At 59.5% G+C, this 23508-nt stretch carries 17 protein-coding genes; 1 reads left to right on the top strand and 16 read right to left on the bottom strand.

Features of this window, described 5'->3' with window-relative positions; translation table 11 throughout:
- Positions 1-20: 20 nt before the first annotated feature.
- The 16 genes from J3A65_RS03980 to J3A65_RS03905 all read right to left on the bottom strand — a co-directional run bounded on the left by J3A65_RS03980 (position 21) and on the right by J3A65_RS03905 (position 21509).
- A complete protein-coding gene (locus J3A65_RS03980) occupies positions 21-1088 on the bottom strand; it encodes an extracellular solute-binding protein (RefSeq protein WP_082471756.1) in 1068 nt (355 codons plus the stop codon).
- Between the two features lie 43 nt (positions 1089-1131).
- On the bottom strand, positions 1132-1923 hold the full coding sequence (locus J3A65_RS03975; RefSeq protein WP_209899602.1) for an ABC transporter permease: 792 nt from the start codon (positions 1921-1923) through the stop codon (positions 1132-1134).
- Entirely contained in the window at positions 1920-2741 is an 822-nt protein-coding gene (locus J3A65_RS03970) for an ABC transporter permease (protein ID WP_245341471.1), read from the bottom strand. The genes J3A65_RS03975 and J3A65_RS03970 overlap by 4 nt, the downstream gene beginning before the upstream one ends.
- Positions 2742-2794: 53 nt before the next feature.
- Complete coding sequence (locus J3A65_RS03965; protein WP_062577782.1) at positions 2795-3904, bottom strand: ABC transporter ATP-binding protein; 1110 nt, start codon at positions 3902-3904, stop codon at positions 2795-2797.
- A 124-nt stretch (positions 3905-4028) separates the two neighbouring features.
- Positions 4029-4817 (bottom strand): shikimate dehydrogenase, encoded by a 789-nt coding sequence (locus J3A65_RS03960; protein WP_062577784.1) that lies wholly within the window; start codon positions 4815-4817, stop codon positions 4029-4031.
- A gap of 20 nt (positions 4818-4837) precedes the next feature.
- Complete coding sequence (locus J3A65_RS03955) at positions 4838-5485, bottom strand: class II aldolase/adducin family protein (RefSeq protein WP_062577786.1); 648 nt, start codon at positions 5483-5485, stop codon at positions 4838-4840.
- 5 nt (positions 5486-5490) lie between these two features.
- On the bottom strand, positions 5491-6771 hold the full coding sequence (gene otnK / locus J3A65_RS03950; RefSeq protein WP_209899595.1) for a 3-oxo-tetronate kinase: 1281 nt from the start codon (positions 6769-6771) through the stop codon (positions 5491-5493).
- Positions 6772-6829: 58 nt separating this feature from the next.
- Complete coding sequence (locus tag J3A65_RS03945; protein ID WP_209899591.1) at positions 6830-7774, bottom strand: DMT family transporter; 945 nt, start codon at positions 7772-7774, stop codon at positions 6830-6832.
- 179 nt (positions 7775-7953) lie between these two features.
- Positions 7954-9666, bottom strand: a complete 1713-nt coding sequence (locus J3A65_RS03940) for a hypothetical protein (RefSeq protein WP_209899587.1) — start codon at positions 9664-9666, stop codon at positions 7954-7956.
- A 6-nt stretch (positions 9667-9672) separates the two neighbouring features.
- Entirely contained in the window at positions 9673-10872 is a 1200-nt protein-coding gene (locus J3A65_RS03935; RefSeq protein WP_092662839.1) for an HlyD family efflux transporter periplasmic adaptor subunit, read from the bottom strand.
- Positions 10873-10876: 4 nt separating this feature from the next.
- Positions 10877-13084: a type I secretion system permease/ATPase gene (locus J3A65_RS03930; RefSeq protein ID WP_245341435.1), complete on the bottom strand. Its 2208-nt coding sequence runs from the start codon at positions 13082-13084 to the stop codon at positions 10877-10879.
- An 84-nt stretch (positions 13085-13168) separates the two neighbouring features.
- Positions 13169-16063, bottom strand: a complete 2895-nt coding sequence (locus tag J3A65_RS03925; RefSeq protein ID WP_209899584.1) for a BapA/Bap/LapF family large adhesin — start codon at positions 16061-16063, stop codon at positions 13169-13171.
- Between the two features lie 313 nt (positions 16064-16376).
- The gene (locus J3A65_RS03920; protein ID WP_209899581.1) at positions 16377-17990 is read right to left on the bottom strand and encodes a TolC family protein; all 1614 of its coding nucleotides are present in this window, start codon (positions 17988-17990) and stop codon (positions 16377-16379) included.
- Between the two features lie 347 nt (positions 17991-18337).
- Entirely contained in the window at positions 18338-18775 is a 438-nt protein-coding gene (locus J3A65_RS03915) for a YeeE/YedE family protein (RefSeq protein WP_062459126.1), read from the bottom strand.
- On the bottom strand, positions 18775-19203 hold the full coding sequence (locus J3A65_RS03910) for a YeeE/YedE thiosulfate transporter family protein (RefSeq protein WP_062459130.1): 429 nt from the start codon (positions 19201-19203) through the stop codon (positions 18775-18777). The genes J3A65_RS03915 and J3A65_RS03910 overlap by 1 nt, the downstream gene beginning before the upstream one ends.
- A 287-nt stretch (positions 19204-19490) precedes the next feature.
- Positions 19491-21509 carry an EAL domain-containing protein gene (locus tag J3A65_RS03905; protein WP_245341434.1) on the bottom strand — a complete coding sequence of 673 codons (2019 nt, stop codon included), beginning with the start codon at positions 21507-21509 and terminating at the stop codon, positions 19491-19493.
- Positions 21510-21856: 347 nt separating this feature from the next.
- Here J3A65_RS03905 and J3A65_RS03900 point away from each other — a divergent pair.
- Positions 21857-22956, top strand: a protein-coding gene (locus J3A65_RS03900; protein WP_209899056.1) for an IS3 family transposase whose coding sequence is annotated in 2 segments (ribosomal slippage) — positions 21857-22109 and positions 22109-22956 — 1101 coding nt in all. Because the reading frame shifts where the segments join, the coding sequence is not laid out codon by codon here.
- The last annotated feature ends 552 nt before the right edge of the window (positions 22957-23508 follow it).

The following is a 23508-nucleotide window of genomic DNA, read 5'->3' as shown; positions in this document are numbered from 1 at the left end:
GACTGACCGTTTTAAAGCGATTAGCGGGTCAGCCAGGCTGTCCAGCGCTGACGCAGTTCGTCGCGATGGGCGCCGATCCATGTGAAGTCCGGTTTCACCAGCTTCTCGTAGTTCTCCGGCGAAGTCGCAAACAGCTTTGCTTCCTCCGGCTTCAGCTGGTCGTAGACGGTCTTGCTGCCGGTCGCGTAGTTCACGTCACGCATGAAAGGCACATGCGCTTCGGAATTGGCGTAGAAGAAGTCGAGATAGGCAAGCGCAGCATTCTTGTCGGGCGCACCCTTGAGGATCGCCATATAGCCGGTGTCGCGGATGGCTCCGTCCCAGGACATGGCAACCGGCGCGCCTTCCTTGACCACTGCCAGCGCGCGGCCGGAGTAGCTCATGGTCATCACGACTTCCTTGTTGCGCATGATCTGCTGCACCTGGTCGCCGGTCTTCCACCAGACCGCGACATGCGGCCTGATTTCATCGAGCTTTTTATACGCGCGTTCAAGATCGAGCGGGAAGAGTTCGGTCTGTTTCACTCCGTCTGCCAGAAGTGCGGCGACCGGAACCCACCAGTCGCGATCGCCCGTGTCAGGCAGGCCGCGCGGGCCGGGGAAGTCCTTGACGTTCCAGAAGTCCGCCCAGGTCTTCGGCGCCTTGTCCTTGAACACGTCGGTATTGTAGTTGATCAGCATGCCACCGGTGGTCCGGGCGACGCCGTAGGGCGTGCAAGCATCCGCAACGCCGAATTTCTGCACGCTGGGAAGCTGGCTACAGTCAATCTTCTCGAGCATGTTAGTGCGCGCGACGAGATCGGGGCCGGTGGCAGTGACGATATCGAATTCGACGTTTCCTGTGCGCGTCATCGCTTCCGCACGCGCCCACTGGTCGGGAACCTCGATGGCGACGGGCACCACTTCAACGTCCTTGGCCTCGGCGAACGGTTCGTAGAAATACTTGGCAAGCGAATTGCCCATCAGGCCGCCTGTCGTGGCGATGACCAGCTGCTCCTCCAGTTCCTGCGCGACGGCGGGCGTCGTGGCGGCTATTCCTGCGGCGATTGTGATCGCTGCGGTGGTCCATTTCCAGTTCTGTATCGGCATGATGGTTCTCCTCTTGTTTTTCAGTTTTACGCGTGGTTCCCAGTCAGGTTTTGGCTCGCGACCTCATGAGGAAGACGACGGCGAGTATTATTATGGAGAGGACGATCAGCAGCGTGGCGATCGCCGGAATGATGGGGGTCAGGTTTTGCTCGATGTCTTCGAACATCCGTCGCGGAAGGGTTTTGTAGCGGACACCGGACAGGAAGAAGGAAACGACCGGTTCATCGAAGGAGATGATGAAGGCAAACAGCGCGCCGCTCACCACGTTCGGCAGAATGAGGGGAAGCGTAATCAAACGGAAAGCGTTGAAACGGCTCGCACCGCAGCTCATCGCCGCCGCTTCCAGGTTCGCATCCACCTTCCCAAGTGCAGAGGCGGTTGTGAACACGACGAAGGGAAGCGCCAGGATGGTGTGGGCAAGCACAAAGCCTGGAACCGTCCCGGACAGCCCGATCGACTGGAAGAACAGGTAGAGACCGACCGCCAGCGCGATGTGCGGGACAATGATCGGGCCGATCAGCAGGATCTGGAAGAGCGTCGCGAGACTGCTCCTTCCGCGGACCATGGCGTACGTCGCCGCGGTGCCGATGACCGACGCCGAGATCGCGGTGAGGAAGGCAACCTGCACGCTGAGCCACATGGCGTTGCGCCATTGGCGGCTGGCGAAAAATTCCTCGTACCATTTCAGCGTAAAGCCGCGTGGAGGGAACTCCAGGTAGTCGCTTGTGCCAAAGGACATCGGGATGACAATGACCAGCGGAATGATGATGAAGGCGAGAACGGCGTAGACATATGCGCCGAGAGCCAGCGAGCCTTTGTCGACGGGTGGTTTCATGATTGCGCCCCCATCAAACGATCGAACCGGAGCGTCTTGCTGAAGATGATTGCGAGCAGGGTAACGAACAGCGTCAGGACGCCGACGAGTGCCGAGGCGAACGGCCAGTCCAGGACCTCGCGAATTTGCTGCGAGACAAGTGTGGCGATCATCAGTTCCTGCGGCGATCCGAGCAGTGCCGGTGTGATGAAGAAGCCAAGTGCGGTCAGGAATACCAGCAGCGAGCCGCTGGCGATGCCCGGCAGGCTGAGTGGCAGGATCACTTCTCGGAAGGTGGCGAACCGCGACGCGCCCAGAACTGCTGCGGCGCGTAGATAGTCGTTGGGAATGGCGCGCAGGGATCCGAAGATCGGCAGGATCATGAACGGCAGGAGCACGTGAGTCATCGCCACAACGACCGCTCCTTGCGTGTAGAGAAGCTTCAGCGGCTCTGATGTGATGCCGACAGCGATCAGGCCGGAATTCACTAAGCCTTCACGCTGGAAGAGGAACGACCACGCAGCAGTACGCACCAGCACGCTCGACCACAGGGGTAGAATGACGCAGGCGCCGACCAGGGCAGCCGTGGTGCCGCGGGCGCGGCTCATAAAGTAGGCGACCGGGAAGCCGAGCAAGATGCCAAGGCCGGTTACCAGCACAGCAGTCCACACGGTCCGCATCAGTACCCGCGCATAGACCGGATTTGTGACGACCCGTGCGTAGTTATCGAGTGTTGGGGCCGGTTCCATGAAGCTGATGTAAAGAAGCTGGGCGATTGGGTAGAGGAAGACGAATGCGATGATGGCGAAGAACGGCGCCAGCAGCAGCAGCGTTGCCAGTCCGCTGAGGCGTCGACCGTCAGAATGCCAGAACTGGGATCGGGTGCGACTGGTCACTTTGTCCCCTCGGCATAGAGCAGGATCGCTTCTTTCGGAACGCTGAAGGTCGCTGTCGCGCCGCGTGTCAGTGCGGCGAGATCGGAAGCGCCGGGAAGGCGAGCGCGGATTTCCGTTCCGTCGGGCAATGTGCCAATCAGCAGCAGGGCGGCCCCCGCATAGACGACGTCAGACAGGGTGACTTGCAGCGAGTAATCGGAAACACCGGTGCCGAGAGCCAAGCGCTCGGGCCTGAAGCCGAGAACGGCTTTCTGGCCAGTCTGCATTGTGTCGACGGCCGCAGCGGCCGGAACGGTCCAGCGTTCGCCCGACGGCAGCAGGACCGTCATCGTGTCGACGATGCTTTCCACCGTGACGTTGATGAAGTTCATCTCGCCGATAAATCCGGCGGTGAAGAGATTGGCTGGACGCTCATAAAGCTCGCGCGACGGTCCGATCTGCTGGATCTTGCCGTCCTTCAGCACCGCGACCCGGTCCGCCATGGTGAGCGCTTCGCTCTGGTCGTGGGTGACAAAGATCACGGTAATGCCGAGCTCGGCATGCAGGCGCTTGATTTCAAGCTGCATATCCTCGCGAAGGTTCTTGTCGAGAGCGCTTAAAGGCTCGTCCATCAGCAGGACACGGGGGCGATAGACGATTGCCCGAGCCAGCGCGATCCGCTGCTGCTGGCCGCCGGACAACTGGTTTGGAAAGCGCTCCCCGTAACCGGCGAGGCGTACGGTGGCGAGCGCTTCTTCAGCCTTGGCGTGTCGCTCGGCTTTCGCCATGCCACGCATCTTTAGGGGAAAGGCAACGTTGTCCAAAATGGACATGTGCGGAAACAGCGTGTAGTTCTGGAATACCATTCCCAGGTTGCGCTTGTTCGCGGGGAGATAGGTGAGGTCTTCCTCATCGACGACAATGTTTCCGCTCGTGGGAAACTCGAAACCCGCCACACTCATCAGGATCGTCGTCTTGCCGGAGCCGCTTGGTCCGAGCAGCGCCAAAAATTCTCCTGCAGCGATTTCGATGTCGACGCCGTTGACGGCGAAGACGCTCCCGAAGCGCTTCTCAAGACGACTTATGCGGATAGACGCGCCAGCCGCCGGTGCTCTGTTTGTTGCCATAGTCAATGAAGCCTGTTCCCACTTTTTTTGTTTGGCTTGGCTCAGGGCGCGAGACCCTTCAGAATGCGATTAGTATTGTACCTATACGTGGCGAACTCCGTTCGATATTTGATATATCGGGATGCTACTGCTTAATGAATGTTGCGACAAGGGCCATTTGCGCGTCGAGCATGGCTTTTCCGCCGATGGTGACGGCACCGCGCGCGCAGGCCGCATCCATCAGCCTGGTCACTGGCGGATTGACGATGATGTCGTAAACCACAGTAGAACTGGCGATGCCGCCGATCTCTGCCGGGACCGCATCCCCAGGCTTCATTCCGAGTGGCGTTGTATTGACGATCAGATCAAAGTCTTCCGGCGGAGCGGGTCCGGCCGATACCCTTGTTGCCGGGAACAGGGCCTGTACCGCGTCGGCGAGAGCGTGGCCGCGCGCTTCGTCACGATTGGAGATCCGCAGTTCCGCAGCGCCGGCTTCTGCAATTGCCATTGCCGTGGCGCGGCCGGCACCGCCCGCGCCGAGTTGCAGAACCCGTTTGCCTTCGACCGAGCATCCGTGGGCGTCGAGGCCGGCAAGAAAGCCTGGTGCATCGAGATTGTCGCCAACCAGCCAGCCGTCACGGCTTCGCCGGACGAAGTTCACGGCGCCAATCATCCGGGCCCGGTTGGTGACCTCATTTAGCAGCGGCATGATCGCCACCTTGTGCGGGATAGTGACGCCGAAGCCGACGACGTTGCCCATGCAGCGGATCGCGTCGACGACGGTGCCGAGGTCCCGCGGGCGAACGGCAAGCGGCGATGTCGCGAGGTCCTCGCCGCTCTCGGCGAAATAGGCATTCAGCACGGCGCTGGCGCGGACGTGGTCCACGGGATCGGCAAGTACGAACATGATCTTAGAGGTGCCGGTGATCTCCATGGTGCATCCTCCCCTTACGATCAGCCGGGCAACCGGCTGCGGCCGTAGCCCTTGTAGCGTTCCAGAACCCGTACGATCTCGTCGTCGGGAATGATTGCAGGCTCGCCGGCCTGACGGGCGAGAATGTACTGGCGGGCAAGCGTCTCGAGCTTCACCGTCAGGTCGAAGGCCTGCTGCAAGGAAGGGGCGGCAACGATCATGCCATGATTGGCGAGAAGGCACGCCTTCCGGTCCTTCAGCGCCGCGACGGCGCCATCCGCCAGCGCTTTCGTGCCGAACGTGGCGTAGGGTGCGCATGGCACGTCCGTGCCGCCGAAGCTGGCGATCATGTAGTGAAATGCAGGGATTGGCCTGGCGAGGCAGGAGAGCGCCACGCAGCAGTCCGCATGGGTATGAATTATCGCCTGGACATGCGGATAGGCTTGGAGAATTGCCTGATGCATATGCCATTCGCTGGACGGGATGCCATTGCCGACGTTGTCGCCATTCCGGTCCAGCCGCACCAGTTGCTCCACGGTCATGTTGCTGCTGTTGCCACCGGTCGGTGTGACCAGCATGTCGTCGCCGATGCGGCAGCTAACATTGCCGCTCGAACCGTGATTAAAGCCCTTGACTTCCAGCTTCGCGACGAGGTCGAGCATCGTCTTTCGCAGGTCCATCTCGTTCATACGATTTACTCCGGGTTCTTCATGGACGCCAGCGCCCGGGTGAAAAGGTCGACAGGGCCGAGTTTGCCGGACTTCAGGCAGAAAGCGACGGGATCGTCACCGTTCGTGGTTGCCGTGCCGACGCCCGGGCCGCCATAGGGACCGACATTCAGGCCGCGGATGCCAAGGCGCTCGACGACGGACCCGGACGTTTCTCCACCGGCGACGACGAACCGCCGCACGCCGGCGCCATGGAAGGCGACGGCAAGGTCGCCGACGATCTTTTCGCCAAGCGCCGCAGCGCCATCCCTGCCGTACCGCGCCTGCGCAGCGGCAACGGCCTCTGGCGCGGCGGATGTCGACAGTCCGACTGGGCCGGTCTCGAGTTTTGGCAGCGCCCAACGGAGGGCTGCATCGACCGCGGACTCGGCGCTGTCGATGTCAGTTAGATCGATCCGCAGGACGGGATGCGACCGCTCGAAGTCGGCGAGCTGTTCGAGTGTCCGTTCGGCGCAACTGCCAGACAGCACGACACCCTTGCCTGACACAGGCTGAAGGCTGCGCGTATGCGGTTCGCCGGTCAGGAGACCTCTCTGTCGCCACAGCGCCGGATAGTGCTGGACGATTGTGGCATTGCCGGTCATTAGAGGCCAGTCGCAGGTCAGTTCGGCGATGGCGTCGAGATCACGATCGTAGATCGTATCGGTAATGAAATAGCGGATGCCCTCTGCTGCTTGGTCGGCGACGGCCAGCCGGAGCGTCGTGCCGCCCTCGCTAACGGCGGGGTGGGCAAGTAGCCCGACTCGGGTCTTCGTCTGCCGCTGCAGCACGCGGACGAGGTCCGGATCGGTCATTGGTGTCAGTGGATCGTGCCGCTTGGGGGATTCCGAAATCAGTTGGCTGCCGAGAAACAGGTGCCCGTTGTAGACTGTACGCTTCAGTGCCGGCGAGGCAGGACAGAAGGCGGCATAGGGCGCGCCGGTGGTCGCCATCAGGATGTCAGCCACGGGGCCGATATTTCCGTCATCGGTCGAGTCGAACGTTGCGCAATACTTGAAGAAGATTTGGCGTGTGGCGCGCGCAAGCAATGCTCGGGCCGCTCTTTCGGTTCTTGCAACGGCTTGTGCCGCCGGAATGACGCGGGTTTTCTGCGCAACGACGATAGCGTCGACATCGCCGATTGTATCCACAGCCTCAGGATCGGTCACAAATGCGCAGTCGACGCCGTGCGCGACAAGCATTGCGGCAGTTTCCATTCCACCTGTGAGATCGTCGGCCACGACCCCGAACACCGGCTTGCCCATCATGTCTGCACGACCATCCCTGTTGCGCTTCAGATAGACGATACATGATATATCAAATATTTTATTTGGGAATGGGTGGCGGATAATTTTCCGCGGCATCGTGCCCGAGTTCGGCGTTGTCAACGGTTGCAGCCTTACCGATCGGACCGCTGGTGCCACGCATTTTCTCGCGCAAGACCGTCAAGAGGCCAGCGAAAATTATGATCGAGATACCGACAAGCGCAACGGCATCGGGAAATTCGTCGAAGATCAATGCGCCGAAGACCACAGCCCACGCCAGCTGCGAGTAGTGCATTGGCGCGATCTGGGTAGCGTTCCCGTGGCGCGTGGCCGACACGAAGGCCCATTGACCAAGGCCGTAAGACATGCCGGCAAGCGCCAGCAGGGCGCATTCCTTCAATGTCGGCACGATGGCGCCGTGGATGAGCATAACCCCCGCGTTGACTAGGAGAAGGTAGGCGATGAGTGTTCCCAGAACACTCGTTGTCTTAACCTTGCCGTTAACGCGCCGAAGAATGATGACCGCCGTGCCAGTGCCGAGGCCGGTGAATATCGCGACAAGATGGCCGCCCTCGAATGCCTCGTGGCCCGGCTTCACGACAAGGAGAACGCCGATGAAGCCGATAATAACGGCTGACCAGCGCCACATCCCCACATGCTCCTTCAGCACCAGTGCCGACATGATGGTCACGAACAGGGGCGCCATGAACACCAGCGCGTAGGCCTGCGCCAGCGGGATCGCGGTGAAAGCGTAGACACCTGTAAGACTGGCGACAACTCCGCAGATCGCGCGGCCGTGCACGGCAAGAGGATGGGCGGTGCGCCAGAAGTCGCGCCATCGTTCGCCGGGATGGCGGGTGAAGAGAACGGCCAGAGCTGCGAAGACGTTGACGATGAATGCCATCTGGAAGACCGACAAATGGCCGCCGCCGGCGGCCTTTACACTAGCGTCAGTGATGGAGAAGGCCGCATAGGCAAGGAGTGCATGGATGTTGACACGTCTCAAGACAATTCGATCCCATGGCATAGAGCATGGAAAATATATCATATTTCCACGCTTAGGGTCGCAGTTTCTGAGGATCCTTTATCTTGATCTGTTCGAGCTTCCCCAATGGTCATTCTTGATATGGTAAAATGTTACCGCGACTGACCGATCGTTACGCCACTCGCCCTTGCTGAGCCCTACTATGAACCGGCTCCTTCTTGCCGAGAGACCAGCGATTTGAACGCCTCTTTCTCGTTCAGATACGCGCGATAGGCGATCAGCCCGGACAGATAGTGTTCCACATCGTCGATCCTTACGCGAAACGCGTGGTGGCGGATGTAGAACGAACCCATGATCCGCCTTGGGTTGCGCATGAACATCGCCACCTCCGGGTAGAAATGACCGTTCAGCAGGTAATGAGCGCGTTTTTCGAGCGCTACCTCGAACGCTGCAAGGTCGATCTCGCCGAGGAGCGGAACCAGATCCGGGTGGTCAGCAATCCGCGACAGCGCCTGCCGGGTTGCCATCATCAGTTCCAGCAGTGTCGGAAAGGTGGTGATGCGATTGGCGACAAAATCGAGATAGGTGCTGACATTTTCGACGCAGAAGCGGAAATAGCGTTCCTCCGGCCGAAACAGCGTCAGTTCGTTGGCGCAATAACCCAGCCAGTGGTCGTGATATTGCGTGTAGTTCCGGCGCAGGAAATGCTCGAAAGCCTTTTCAACCGCGCCGAGCCAGCGGATATCGCGGGTGAGCGCATAAAGGCGCATCAGCGCGAAGGCGGCCTCGCCGTCGTAATAGACAGTGCGGAACTCGGCCTTGGTGGAAAGGTCCGGGTAAAGCAGGACGTGGCGGAATTCACCGGTCTTTGCGTCCTGCATATGAACGATACCGGTGGCGAGCTTATCCATCAGCGGCAGATATCGATTATCGCTCATGACACTTGTATATTTCGCGAGCGCCAGGAGGAAGACGGCATTGCCGCCGAGCTTTATCTCCGAACCGACGTCGATCAGAAAGGCGGCCTCGGCCCCATCAGGCAGTCTTGCGATCCGGGTAAGATGACCGGTTAGCTGCCCGAGCGAGCGCTCTATTGCCGCTCTCGTCTTGCTATCCCTCGTTACCTGGTAAGCTTCGATCATTGCATACGTCGTGCTTGCATGGCGCAGGACATTGTAGGTGCGGATCTCGCGGTCGAAGCACGGGTGATAGCCGTAGACGAACGCGCCGTCCGGCTTGACCTGAGACGCAAGATAGCTGGATGAGGAGTCGATCAGGCGATCGAGCATGGCACGATCAAGCGGATGACCTTCGCGCTGACCAATTCCCGCACCTTCGCCGCAAAGACGGTGGTGTCGGCCTTCCTCATCGAGAAAAAAACCCCTCGTTGTAAACGCCCAGAGCGCTCTCGCCTCGGCAAAATCCGTTTCGAACGCTTTTCCAAATCGTGTCTTCGCATAGAGCGCGAAGTTTCGTTCGTTTAGAACGCAGTGCTCGACCTTGTTGCCACCATAAAGCATGGCGTTGGCGTTCAGTTCGTTGTCCAGGAACGCGGTTTCGAATTGATTGTCCAGCGACAGTCCGAGCCGGAAGTAGTTTCTCTTGGTGCGACCAAGCTGTTTGTGGAGGGTCTCGACCGTGATCTTCTCGATCCGCACCGGCCAGTCGATCCGCAACAGACGGCCGTCGAGCCTCTGGCTGTCCAGGAGGTCGCCGGCGGCGCTTAAAGCTTTTTGCCAGACTGCGTCAAAACTGTCGGCGCCGACCGTTGCAACGGACGCTCGTCTGTCTCCGTCGCTGATCGAGACAAACAGCACATAAGCCGGATGCGGTGCGTCGAGTGGTTGGATGACCTGCCGAACAGGGTCTCGAAGGCGATCCAGTCGCGCAAGGCCGAAAGTTTCTGCGGGCATGGTCACCTATCGCTCGCGCAGCGCTTCACGCGCCTTGTTGAAGGGTTTGATCAAGTAGTCCAGCACACTCTTGCTGCCCGTGTTGACATCGACGGTTGCCACCATGCCCGGAACGATCGGCAGGCGCGTCCCTTGCGCGGTCACCAGCGCATCTGTGGTGGTCTGTACGAACACACGGTAATAGAACGTGTTGGGATCGACCTCGTCGCGCATCGTATCGGGGGAAATCGCAGTTACCCGTCCCTCCAGCCCGCCATAGACGGCGTAGTCATAGGCGCTGATCTTGACGCTGGCGCGCTGATCGGGGTGAATGAAGGCGATATCGCGTGGCGATATACGCGCTTCTATCAGCAACTCGTCGTCGAGCGGGATGATATCCATCAGCTTGCCGTTTGGCGGCACGACGCCACCGATCGTCGACACCTCGATATTCTTGACGATGCCCCGAACCGGTGAGCGATGCGTCAGGCGCTGCAGGCTGTCGGACCGTCCCTTGATGGTCGAGGACAGCGATGTGATGTCGGAATTTGCCTTGGCGAGTTCCTCGCGGGCGCTGAGGTTCTGCTTGGCGGCGATATCGACCTTCTTCATTTCAAGATCGACCAGTTCCCGCTTCAGCCGGATGATCTCGACATTGCTGGCGGCGCCGATCTTGGCAAGCGACTCGCTCATTTCCAGCTCGCGTTTGGCCAGCACGATCGCTTGTTCCATCCATTCCAGAGACTGTTCAAGGCTTGTCGTCCGCGCCTCGAATTGCTGGGTTTCCGAACGGATGAGGTCCGGATAGGCATTCAGCTCGGTCGGAAAGGTCAAAGCTGTCCGGTTGATCTCGGCCGTCAGGCGTGCGGCGGCCGCAAGCGAGGCACGGTATTTGGCCGATGATTCACCGACATCCGATTCGGTGATCGTCGGATCCAGCTGCGCCAGAAGCTGGCCGGTTTCTACAATCTGGTTTTCGCGAACAAAGAGCTCCGAAACGATGCCCCCCTCAAGCGACTGGACGACCTGTTCGCGCCTGATCGGAACGACACGACCCGCGCCGGTGGAGACCTCTTCAAGCATGGCGAAATAAGCCCAAACCGTCGCGATTGTCAGGAGGATCATGGCCAAAAGAATGACGGTCTTTGCCTTTGACAGCTGGACATCGTCCTCGTCACCGAAAGCCCACCCGTAGTCCGAAGCCTTGTCGCTCGAGATCTCTGCCATGTCTTCAAATCCCGCCAGACGTGTTGTGAACAGGAACCAGTTTGGGTGGCACTGTTTTTTCTGGGGCGAGCGGCTTTATGCCCTTCAGCGTCGTCATCGCATCTGCCTTTGCCTCGTCGAGCACCAGCTGACCCTTGTCGAACACCATCACCCTGTCGACCAGTTCCAGAACCCGCATGCGATGGGTTGCGATGACAACCGTCTTGTCGCGCGACCAGGTCTGGAAGCGCGCTATGAACAACCGCTCCGTCGCCTCGTCCATGGCGGCTGTCGGCTCATCGAGCAGGACGACATTGGGATCGCGCACCAGCAGGCGGGCGAGGAGGATCGCCTGCAGCTGCCCGCCGGACAGCCCGTTGCCGCCCTCCTGCAACGGGTAGTCGAGTCCCTTTGGCAGAGCGCGGATAAATTCGTCGGCACCGACGATCGAGAGCGCGTCGAGGATTGCGGACTGCGAGGCGTTGGAGGCACCGAGCGTAACGTTCTCCCTCAGGGTCCCGTGGAACAGGCGGGAATTCTGGGTCAGCAGCCCCACGTCACGGCGCAGATCCGACGGATCGATATGCCTCAGCGCAATATTGTCGAGCATGACTTCGCCGGAACTCGGTTCCATCATCCCGGATAGCGCCTGCAGAAAAGTTGATTTCCCTGCACCGTTCTTGCCCAGTACGGCAATCTTGTCGCCGGCGGCGATCTTGAGGCTTCTCAAGACCAGAGCCGGTTTACCGGCAGGCTCCGCGTGGTGGAACGCGGTCGATCGAAACTCGTAGGTTCCGGCAATGGCGGAAATAGAGATGCGTGTCTCGGCGACCGGATGGTCGACGGGCATCTGCATGATCGCGTCAAGGCTCTTCAGCCCGATTTTCGCCTGCTGGACACGGCTGAGAACCTGAGTGAGCTGCGCCATCGGCGCCATCATTCTGGAGCCGAGAATGGAGCAGGCAACAAGCGCACCCGTTGTCATGTCCCCAGCCATGACGATCGGTGCGCCGAAGAATACGATGAACGCGTAAACGCTCGTCTGAACGCTGTGGCTCCAGCCGGTCAGAGACGACGTCAGCACGCGCATCTTCAGTTGGGCGTCGGCATTGACCGCGTTGTAGTTATTCCATTTCTGCTGGAAGCGCTCCTCCGCCTGCAGCATCTTGATGTCTTCGATGCCCTGAATGCTCTCCACCAGGATCGCGTTGCGGAGAGATGCCTCGCGCATTGCAGCGCTGGCGCTCTGGTGCAGTCTTCGTTGGGACAGAATTCCAGGCAGGACAAGCAGCACGAGTGCGACCGCCGGGATGACGACCAGCATCCCGCCCACGAACCAGAAGATGACCAGAAACAGGAAGAAGAACGGCAGGTCCGCGACCGCGGCAACGGTGGTCGAGGTGAACACCTCGCGGACCTGCTCAAGATCCCGCAACTGAGCAATGAATGTTCCGGTCGATCTTGGGCGGACGCTGTTTTTCACACGCAGCGCGTGGCCGAAGATCAGATCGGACAGTCGCAGATCACAGCGCTTGCCGAGGATATCGATGATCGAACCTCTGATCTTGCGAACGATAAAGTCGAACAGCACGGCGAGCATGACGCCTGCAAACAGCACATAAAGCGTGCTCATGGAGTTGGCGGGGACAACGCGGTCATAGACCTGCATCGAAAAGATGACGCCGGCGAGTGACAGCGCGTTGGCGATCAGTGATGCGACCAGAACATAGCCATAGGGGCGCAGGTCACCGAGCGCGAACCGTCTGAACCAGCTTTCGTCATGCGGGGCGATATAGGTGTCCACCCTCGAGTCAGGTGTGGAGCGTGCCGGCCTGGGAATGGCCGCAAGCGTTGCCTCGGCACACAGCACATCGATCGCGAGCGTCGTTTTCAGACCGTTGTCGCCGGCAAAGACGACCGCGCCATTGCGTTGCGCATCGATGGCGACGACCGTTGCAACCGACCCGTCCTTGAGCTGCACGATGACGGGAAGCCTCCAGCTGGTCATCATGTCCAGACTGGGTTGAGCCAGCTTCACACGAAGCCCGAATTTTTGCGCGAGCCGCTGGACGTATTTCGCCTGGTCTTCCAGCGAATAAGCCGCCGCAGCCTTGCGGGCCGCTTCGATCGAGAAGCCCAGTCCGTAAATCCGGGCAACCTGCTCAAACATTTCGATCCAGCCGTCCGCCTGGTTCTGCTGCGCGACGTCGAACTGAGGTGTTGCTTGGGTCAATGCCGTGCCTTTCAAGCGTCTGCAAACGACGGGCGAGCGGGTGTCGTGCCGCTGCCGCAGAACCGGCAGCAGCACGACTGAGGGCTAGATCACTGAGGTACCGGCATGGTGCAGAGCGTCGTCGTCGAGCAGGCTGCCCACAGTTCCCCCCAGCAAGCCGCCATGCAGCACACTGTCTGCGGCCGAACCGTCCAGCAGGTCCACGGTCGTGTCCTCCAAGACCGTGGGGACGAGGTTGCCGGCAAACTCGGGCAGGTCGGCAACACCGACGGCTCCGGCGAGCCCGCCGATATCAAGGTCACCGTCCACGACAAGGCCCTGGTCTCCGCTTAGAAGTTCGTGGAGGCCAACGTCGATCGGCAGTGCGCTGACGCTCCCGAGATCGATGAACTCACCGAGATCGGTGCTCACACCATCCAGCGAGATGACGTCTGTCAGATCGCCAAACCGGCCGTGACTTCCGGTATCGAGATCCAGGAGGTCGAAGTCTGCGAACGCGGACGTCAGCATGCTCGGCTGCAAAGCTTCAGAGCTTGTATCGGCCGCCATCATCATCGACGTTCCGGCGATGGGCTCGGCCTGGTCGATGAGGATCGTCAACTCTGCTTCAACGACCTCTCCATTGGGATGAACGAGACGGTAGGTGAAGCTGTCGGTCATTCCATCAAGGCCGAGTGTGTCGTGCGGCTCATAGGAATAGCTGCCATCGGCAGAGACTTTGAGCGTGCCGTGATCACCCACGATGACGGTACCTGCGGCGGCCGGATCGACAAACACTGTCCCATTGGATACCTGGAAGTTGGTGAAGTTGGAGCCGAGCGTATCACCGTCCAGAACGTTGCCGACTGCCGCGACTACGCCATCGGAAATGACCGTTCCGAGGTCACTCGTCGACGTGGCGAGCTGAACGTCGATGTTGCCACCGATGTTCACGCCATCCTGCGATACCGTAACGCGGTAGTTGCCCGCGTCCAGGTCCTGCAGTTCCAGGCCTGTGGAGCCGCCAAGCAAACCGGCAAGCTCGGCCAGATTGGCACCTGTGCTGGTTTCGACGACCGTCCAACTGAGGTCAGCCTGCTGCATTTCGACGGCGATCGTCGTTGTCCCGAGGAGACCCAGAAGCTGGTCTGTGTCCGCGCCGATCTGAACCGTTGCCACGGATCCGGCGGCCACCGTGAACATTCCCGTTTCACTTCCCCCAAACAGTCCCAACGAGACATCGAGGAAGTCGGCGTTCACGGCCTCCGTCACCGGGTGAGTGGTCACGACGGTCGCCGCCCCAGCGTCGTCCGTGGCGACAATTCCAAGGCTCGCATCCGCCGTTGGATCAATCGTCGAGAAGGTGAGGTTTTGTCCCTCGCTGTCGATCTGGACATGCAGTTCCGCAGTCGAAGTCGCCTGGGTTTGCGGATCGAAGATCGTGTATTCGAAGGAGTCTACCCGTCCGATGCCGGCTGCATCGGGGTTCGGGGTGTAGGTGTAGCTGCCATCCTGGCCGATGACCAGTGTACCGTGATCTCCCTGGATGGTTGCGCCTGCAGCGGTCACCGGTGTGGCATTGATGCTCTGAATGATGGTGCCGGGATTGACCGCGTCGATTTCGCCGCCGATACCTGCGTCGGTGATCACGTTGCCGCTGGTAGCAACTACGGCGATGGCGCCGATACTGGTTGTGTCGGTATCCGTCCCGGTGATCGTCAGCTCGCTTCCGAGGCCCGCACCCAGCAAGCCGTCATAGGCGATAAAGGCGCGGTACTGGCCCGGTCCAAGATCCTCCAGGCTCACTGTCGGTGCACCATCCAGCAACTGCAGGTCCAGCAGTGTGGCATTGCCGGTGCCGGTGCCTGTGACGTTGGTCCACTGGACACCGTCAAATCGTTGGATGACCACCTGATAATCGGACAGAACGCCGAGACTTAGGCCCTCGTCGAGTTCAAAACGTGCATCGAGCGTATGGCCCTCCTCGACGTTGAAATCGATCGTTTCGACGTTCGGAAGCACCTGGAGATCCAAGCCACCAAGGCTGACGGCAACGCCGTAAGTCTGGGTACCTATATCAACGTTGGTCACCACGGGGGAAAGGTTGATCGACGCGACGGCGGTATTGTCGTAGGCGGTTGTGTCTGCATCGGCATCCGCATCCGCATCGGCATCGGCATCGGCATCCGCATCGGCGTCGGCATCGGCGTCTGCATCGGCATCGGCGTCGGCGTCTGCGTCGGCATCCGCATCGGCGTCTGCGTCGGCATCCGCATCGGCGTCTGCGTCTGCGTCGGCATCCGCGTCTGCGTCTGTATCGGCATCCGCGTCTGCATCGGCATCGGCGTCGGCATCCGCATCGGCATCTGCGTCGGCATCTGCGTCGGCATCTGCATCGGCATCTGCATCGGCATCAGCATCCGCGTCGGCATCAGCATCGGCATCCGCGTCGGCATCTGCATCCGCATCCGCATCGGCATCTGCGTCTGCGTCTGCGTCAGCATCCGCGTCGGCATCCGCATCGGCATCTGCATCCGCGTCAGCATCTGCGTCCGAGTCATCGTTGTCGTCGCCACCGCCGCCGCCTCCGGAAGCGAGAGCTATTCCTCCAGCTCCAAGCGCGCCGAGTGCAGCAAGGCCGAGAATGGATGCACCGCCCCCACCTTCAGCGCCACCCACCAACTGGTCGCCGTCGGCTGACTCGGTGAATGAGAAATCGGCTTCTCCGACGGTGTGGTTGCCATCCCAGACGACCCCGTTCTCATCCACCAGGACCAGCTTGCTTGATGCTTCACCAGGGCCGCTGGCGTAGAAATCGGCAACTCGGATCGCCTCACCGTTCTGCAGGCGGATGACGAGATCGTCGCCCTGACGGATGGTCGCAGCAATGTCTTTCGGGCCGACCTCAAGCTGAATAACACTTGGTTCACGGACAGAGATGTTTCCCGATGCGACGGTAATGCTTTCACCACTTGCGATATTCGTTACAACGGCAACCATGGATACATCCTCTTAAGGCCGTGAGCGTCACAGCGAAACTGAACGGACCTGGCGGATGGGCAGCGAGATGCGATGACACGGACCGTCAAAGGTCTGCGCCGGGCAAAATGTTGAATACCGAACTGGCTGGTCCGGCAGTGTCTCGATTGCTGTCAATCCTACCAAGAAACTCTGGGATAAGACTTGCTCAATTTTAGAACGTTATCAATTAGCGATAACTAATTCTCGCATCGGACGGTTGATGCAGGGTTAATGCCGGTCAGCGTATTTGCGTTTATGAAAGGCGGACAAAAACGAATTTGACCCCTGCGGGCTAGAGAGCGCCGCGCAAAGCAAGCTCTTCGAACCGGTTTCGCTTGTCCTTAACGTCCGCGCCGATAATGGAGGCTTGAAGCGAAACGGCAAGCGCCTCGCTGAGTCCGGTCTCAACGTCTGCTCCGCGTTCGGCATTCTCTGCGGCAGCTGGTCCTGCCTCTATCGGCAGTGCTTGTCGCGCAGGCATCGTGACCGCCATTTCGATTGGCGTCTCCGACCTGGATGCGCCGCCGTTCAGGACGGTCGCGGCTGTGCCCGGCTTCTTTTCGAGCTCGAAGATGTCCCGCAAGCGCCCCGCTGCGGAGGCACACTCGATATTCAGCTTATGGACATCGAACTGGATGTTGATTGCGTCGAAACGTGCGGCATGTAGCTCCTGATCGGCATTCAAGACATCGAGGAGAGTCCGCGTTCCCAGGTCGAGGAACTGCCTTTGATAAAGATCTCGGGTTTCGCGCATCAGCGTCTGTCGCGAGGCAAGTGTCGTGAGCAAAGCGCGCATTCCAGACAGCTGCGTGCGCGATTCCATCCAGCTCCGCTGCGCGCCTGTCCTGGCACTGGCGATGCCGGCCTCAGCGGACTGAACCGCGAACTGGCCAGCTTCGCTCCGGGCCTTATAGGAGCCGCCGTTGTAAAGCTTGCCGGTCAGTTTCAGACCGATCGTATAGTCCGGGCTGCCTGGTGAATTTCCGAGCAAATCCATGCTGCTACCGCCTTCGAGCGCCAGGGTGGGCAGGACATCGGCCTTGCTGAACCGCAGGTTGGCCTCGGCGGCCGTCTTCTTCGATGCCGCTGCCCGGACGCTCGGCACCGTATCCCAATCGGGCTCTTTGGCAGAGCAGGCATTGGGGAGGTCTGAGGGAATACTCGCTCCGAGATTGATCTTCCCGGACATACCCAACAGCGACGCCATGCTGCCCTGCCAGCGCTCCGACTGAGACCTGATCTCCAGTGCCGTGGTCTGGGCCATCTGCACCCGCGCTTCGGCCTGAAGCTTGTCCGATCTCGTGCTGGCTCCCTGTTCCGTTCGCGCGTTGACGAGCTCGAGTATTTCCTTTGTGTCGCGCACCTGATCGGACGCGACAACCGCCAGACTGCGGTTTCTCAGGGTTTCGAGGGACGCAAGCGCGGTGTCCCTGATCACGTTGTCGACCACGGCAATGAACTCGGCGCGCCGGGTTTCCTCTGTCGCCGTGGCACTGGCGACCTGACTGGAGACTTTCCCGAAGTCGTAGATCATCTGCGACGCCGTCACGGTGGCGGCCGGCTGAAAACCGTTCCCGAAAGCGCTGCGCCTGCCGACATCGATCCCGCCCCCGATCGACGGAAAATATCCCGATCGTGCATCCCGGATCGCCGCGCCTTGCTGGTTGAGTTCGCCCGCCGCCTGCATGATCGATGGCTGATAGTCGACCGCCCGCCGGACGGCCGCCTGCATGGTCAAATTCGTGTTCCGGTCCTTCACTGCGGGCCGAGAGCTCGGGACTGATGCGGTCGCGATACTGTCGACCGATGTCGTCCGCGCCCGCGTCTGCGTCTGCGCGCAAGACGCAACGCTGAAGGCGAGCGGCACAAATATCGCCGTCCGGACAACACGGGAAAGCATGCTCATCGTATCCCCCAAGCCCGCAGGTCCAGACGGACCTGCAAAGACAAACCACCGCCGCTCGACTACTTTCCAAGCCGAAGCATTTCAAGCAATTCTAATATACGTCTGAAGATGGTTAATGACTGCTTAACTGAGACCTCGTCAGTCTCTGGAGCATGATGATTGTGTTGTCGGAGTGGGCGGGAGAAGGCCGCGCCGCGGGCCGGACGAGAGGGCGAAGCTAAACTGGCTTCTGGTAAATGCTATGCTCGACAATGCGGGAGTAAAGAAACCCTTATACTGCCTTCAATGGTTCATGGGATGGTGGTTCGAATGCCATCGAGGTTGCGGAAGTTACCTTCTCCGTCCCATCAGGACCGCGCTGCCACAGTCTGTCGGGACGACACCATGCGATGGACAAACATACCGGCAAGCATGGCCGCGACGAACAGTGCTGCTTCCCAGCGGCCTGTAACGAGAGAGGCGATTGCGGGACCCGGGCATAGACCGACGAGGCCCCAGCCGAGACCAAACAGTGCAGCGCCTGCGACAAGCGGACGGTCGATCATGCGGCTCGTCGGCACATGGAACTGGGTTTCGAAGACCGGTTTGCTGCAACGACGCCGGATCGCATAGGCAATTGATGACGGGATCAGTGCCCCGCCCATCACGAAAGCAAGTGACGGATCCCAGTTACCGGTCACATCGAGGAACGCCAGAACACGGGCAGGATTGACCATGTCGGACACGACAAGGCCAATGCCGAACAGAATTCCGCAGGCTATGGAGACGAGAATGCGCTGGGTCATCATGCCACTCCCATCAAATGTCGGGTGATGAAGACGGTTGCTGCCGCCACGATCATGAACGTTGCCGTCGCGACGATGGACCGGGGCGATAGGCGTGCCAGTCCGCAAACACCGTGGCCGCTGGTGCAGCCGGAACCAAGCCGCGTCCCGAAGCCGACCAGGAGCCCGCCTACCACAAGAAGGGGAGGCGAGGCGGTAATCGCGAACTCTGCGTGCCGTAACAAGGTAAAGGCGGCGGCAGCTCCACCGAGTATGCCAACCAGAAAACCGACCCCGAGCGGACTGATTCCACTGCCTGTCCATCCGACAGCAGATGCTGCCAGACCGGAAATTCCGGCTATTCGACCGTTCAGCAGCAAGTAGATCGCGGCGGAAAGGCCAATCAGAAGGCCGCCGGACAGCGGCCAGATGAAGCTGAGATCAGACATGGGTCGTTTCCTTGGTGCCGACATCGCGTTGACCGATATCTTCAGATAATGGATGCCGTTGTCTTCGGCCAGGGGGGACTGGCGCGCAGTCCCCACACGCTCAAATGACAACGCAGCAGCAGCGCGGTAATGCTAAACGCGTGATGGCCGTAAGCGCGTCCGAAACGACGCCAAGCAAGTTCCGTTACGATGACGCAGCGGTGGACGCATGCGTTTAAGTCTGCGCGTGGGGTCTTCCTGCCGGGGCATGGCATCAGAATGCAAAGCCCCAGCGTAACCTGTCCCCTTCAGGTTCGAGCCATCCGGGAGACGTATGCTGCAACGTCCTGGCGAGGAAGAGGTCGCGACATCAGAAAGCCCTGAAGATCGTCGCATCCAAGCCGTTCAAGTTCGGCACGCTGCTCGATTGTCTCAACGCCTTCAGCCGTTATCTTCAGCCCTTTCGCTCTGGCCATGCCAATCATCGCAACAACAACGGCTCTGCTGCCGCTTTGGTGCATTTCGCCGATAAACGACCTATCGATTTTGATGCGATCCACCTCGATATTCTGCACGCGCGAGAATGAAGAATACCCGGTTCCAAAGTCGTCTATGGCAAACCGGACGCCTGCTTTTCGCAGCATGGCTATGGTTCGCTTCAGGTCGATTGTGTTATCCGCAGTTGCAGTTTCGGTCATCTCGATCTCAAGCCTCTCAGGGCTTACGTTCATGTTTGCGAGGGTCGTCAAAACCCGCAGACTGTAGCCGGGAGAACTAAGCTCAAGCGGCGAAGCGTTGATCGCAATAGAGATGCCGGGAAGATCAGCGAGAGTTCTGCATGCATTGTCCAGCACAAGGGCGCCGATGTCGTTGATCAACCCGATGTCCTCCGCCAGAGGAATGAACTGGTCGGGACTTATGTAGCCCATCGTCGGGTGCTTCCACCGAGCAAGCGCTTCGAGAGAACAAATGCTTCCGTCGGTCGCATTGAAGACTGGTTGATAAAAAGTCTCGAGCTGGGTCCTGGTCTCGACTGCAAAACGGAGATCGCTTTCCAACGCCCTGCGCCTGCGTAGCAGTTCGTCCATATGTTCACCAAACACCGCATGGGTATTCCTGCCGGCTGCTTTGGCATGATAAAGCGCGATATCCGCCTGGCGCGTCAGTTCGATGGGGTCACAGGGGCCGGTTGCGAGAGCTGCTCCGACGCTTGCGCCAATGACGACATGCGTCGTTCCGATTTCGAACGGTGCCCGCAGTGACTGCACAATTTTCGATGCGAGATCTTCAGCATTCCTGGCATCATTTTCTCCCAGCAGAATGGTGAATTCGTCGCCTCCCACCCGCGCCAGAAGAGATTGCGGCAGGAGATCGCGCATCCGGTTCGCTGCCAAGCAGATCAGCTTGTCGCCAACCGGGTGACCGAAAGTATCGTTCACAGCCTTGAAGCGATCAAGATCAACGAACAACACACAGTGGAGGGCGTCGGCGTGTCCGTTCGATAGTTGACGATTGAGTTGCTCGTTGAAGTAAGCGCGGTTTGCAAGCCCGGTCAGGGCATCGTGGGAGGCTTGATGTTTCAGTTCTGCGCGGCTTGCAGCCAGCCGCTCGGAGCGGCGCCAGATTGCACCTCCAGAAAAACTGGTCCCAGCGAAAAGTGCAATAAACGCGATAAAAAGGGCGGGGGCAGTGGCTTCGAATACATATTGTCCGGGTTGGAATGGGTTCCAACGGAAGTATCCGAAGACTTGCCCGTCTCGTGCGACCAAGGGTACGTACGCAACATTCCGTTCCAGAGGTCGCTTGGAGGTGAACTCCAGTTTGGCGAACTCATATTCGGTACCGATGGCCAGAGGAAGATCGCCGTCGAGAAAGCGTATGCTCACATGCAGCATTTCCTCGCCAGGCGTCTGTTCCAGATCACCGGTGTCTGAAACGATTGGCTTTATGCTGACAATTGCAGGTCGAAATCCGACATAGCTCAGATCAGCTTCGCCAATCGAAAGCGTCCGTTCGCTGATACCCTCGGTATCTTCGGCAAGTAGACGCGCCTGAAGCTTTTTAGCGAGCGGCAAGTAGGCGTTGCGGAGATCATCTGGGGTAGGGGAATAGTCTGTCTCGGATGAAAACAGATATTGCACAGAGAGGTCCGGTCGAAGGACTAAAGCGCCATCATGCCCAAAATAGCTGTGCATCCATGAACCGAGGTTCGTCTCGATCCATTTCAGGTCGCCACTGGTTGCATGCCTCACGGCGTCGTCCCAGACAGTTGCGCTTTCCTGGTCATGGGCAATGCCAGCCGTCAGTTTCGCGACCGTAAGTTTCATGAGATCGCGCTGCCTTGCCGCGGCCACCTCATCGCTTGTAGCAGCCGCCCAACTCAAACTCAGTAAAAGCAGACCACAGACGACCAAAGAAACGAGAGCCGGCAGGCACCATCGTAGAAACCACTGACTCTGAAACTGTATCTTCATCCCGCAACCGTCATCTCGTATTTTACGTGATGGTAAAACAGAGGCTATTAAAGCACGGGTAAGTAAGGTGGTTACGTCTGCGTTAAACGGAGAGACAGCGGCACGACTTCCTCAGGCAACCTCCAATTAACGAGTGTGACCTGAGCCCCTGACCTTCCTCCAGATTTTGGTAGAGTCCGTCACATCAAGGAGACGGACGAATGAAGCGTTCACGGTTCACGGAAGAACAGATCATCGGGATATTGAAGGAGCAGGAGGCGGGCGCGAAGACGGCGGACGTCTGCCGCAAGCACGGCATCTCGGACGCAACCTTCTACAAATACAAGGCGAAGTATGGCGGCATGGACGTGTCCGATGCGCGCAAGCTGAAGGCGCTTGAGGACGAGAATGCCAAGCTGAAGAAACTGCTCGCCGAAGCCATGCTGGACAATGCGATCCTGAAGGATGTCGCTGCAAAAAAATGGTGACGCCCGATGTGAAGCGGGATGCGGTGGCTCATGTCTGTGCGCAGCATGGGGTGAGCCAGCGTCGGGCGTGCGAGGTTCTGTCGGTGGATCGGTCGAGCATGCGATATCGCAGCGTGCGGCCTGACGATGCGGCCATTCGTGAGGCGATGAAGAAGGTGGCATCTGAACGACGCCGCTTCGGTTATCGCCGTATCCACGTCATGCTCGACCGGCAGGGGATCGTCATGAACCTGAAGAAGCTTCGGCGTCTTTATCGGGAGGAGAAGCTGACGGTGCGCAAGCGCGGCGGCCGGAAGCGAGCCTTGGGGACAAGGCGTCCTCTGGCTCTGCCCTCGCGTCCCAATGAGCGCTGGAGCCTGGACTTCGTCAGCGATGCCTTCACCGACGGTCGCCGCTTTCGGGTCCTGGCCGTCGTTGACGACTTCACCCGCGAATGCCTATGCCTGGTCGCCGATACATCCCTGTCAGGCGCAAGGCTTGCCCGTGAACTGGATAGTCTCATCGCCAGACGCGGAAAACCGAGGACGATTGTCTCGGACAACGGGACGGAGATGACCAGCATGGCCATCCTCAAATGGTGCCAGGAGAGCAAGGTCGAATGGCATTACATCGCCCCCGGCAAGCCGATGCAAAACGGCTTCGTCGAAAGCTTCAACGGCAGCTTCCGCGACGAGTGCCTGAACGAGACGCTGTTCTCGTCGCTCGCTCAGGCCCGCGCCGCAATCACTGCATGGAAGGAGGATTACAACAGAAACAGACCGCACTCGTCGCTGGGCAATATCACCCCCAGCGAATTCGCAATGAAAATGGCCATGGAAAAACAGGCCGCATGAGGCCAGATTAAAAATCCAAGACTCTCCCGAAAACTGGAGGGAGATTGGGTCTCAGGTCACCTGGACAACACCCATCAACCATTCACGGGCGCCCGACGCCGTTTGGCGGTCTTCCAATCGGAAAATACCGCCGCACAAACTGCGTCCACCACAACGGTCGCGCGCTCTTGGAACTTCTGGTCGTGTGGAATTGCGGGAGCTGGTATTCAGTCACCATTCAGGCCCGATGACTAGTTTGACATCCAACTTAACAATGGGAGGCATGGACTCATGCTCGCTACGCGATGCAAAAGTGTCTTCGATGACTTCTCAGTCCGCGAAGAACAGGATGGAAACCTTGGAGTCGATAAGGAGCAACTTCTGTTGGCTTTCCATCAGGGAACCCTCGCCGCGAAGGCAAACCGCGATGTCGGCCACTGTCCTTTCAGCGCGCTGACACAACCGTCCGAATTTCTCGCGTGGTTGGAAGGCTTTCAATGCTGTTCGGCGTCACGCTAGCGAATTCGTCGGAGCGGTCCTCCGGCATCGCATCTCTGCATGAGGTGGGCTGTC

Origin of the sequence: Rhizobium sp. PvP014 (assembly GCF_017876855.1) — a bacterium.
Lineage (GTDB): Bacteria > Pseudomonadota > Alphaproteobacteria > Rhizobiales > Rhizobiaceae > Neorhizobium > Neorhizobium soli.
The sequence above is the reverse complement of the archived record's forward strand: the minus strand, read 5'-3'. Positions and strand labels throughout refer to the sequence as shown.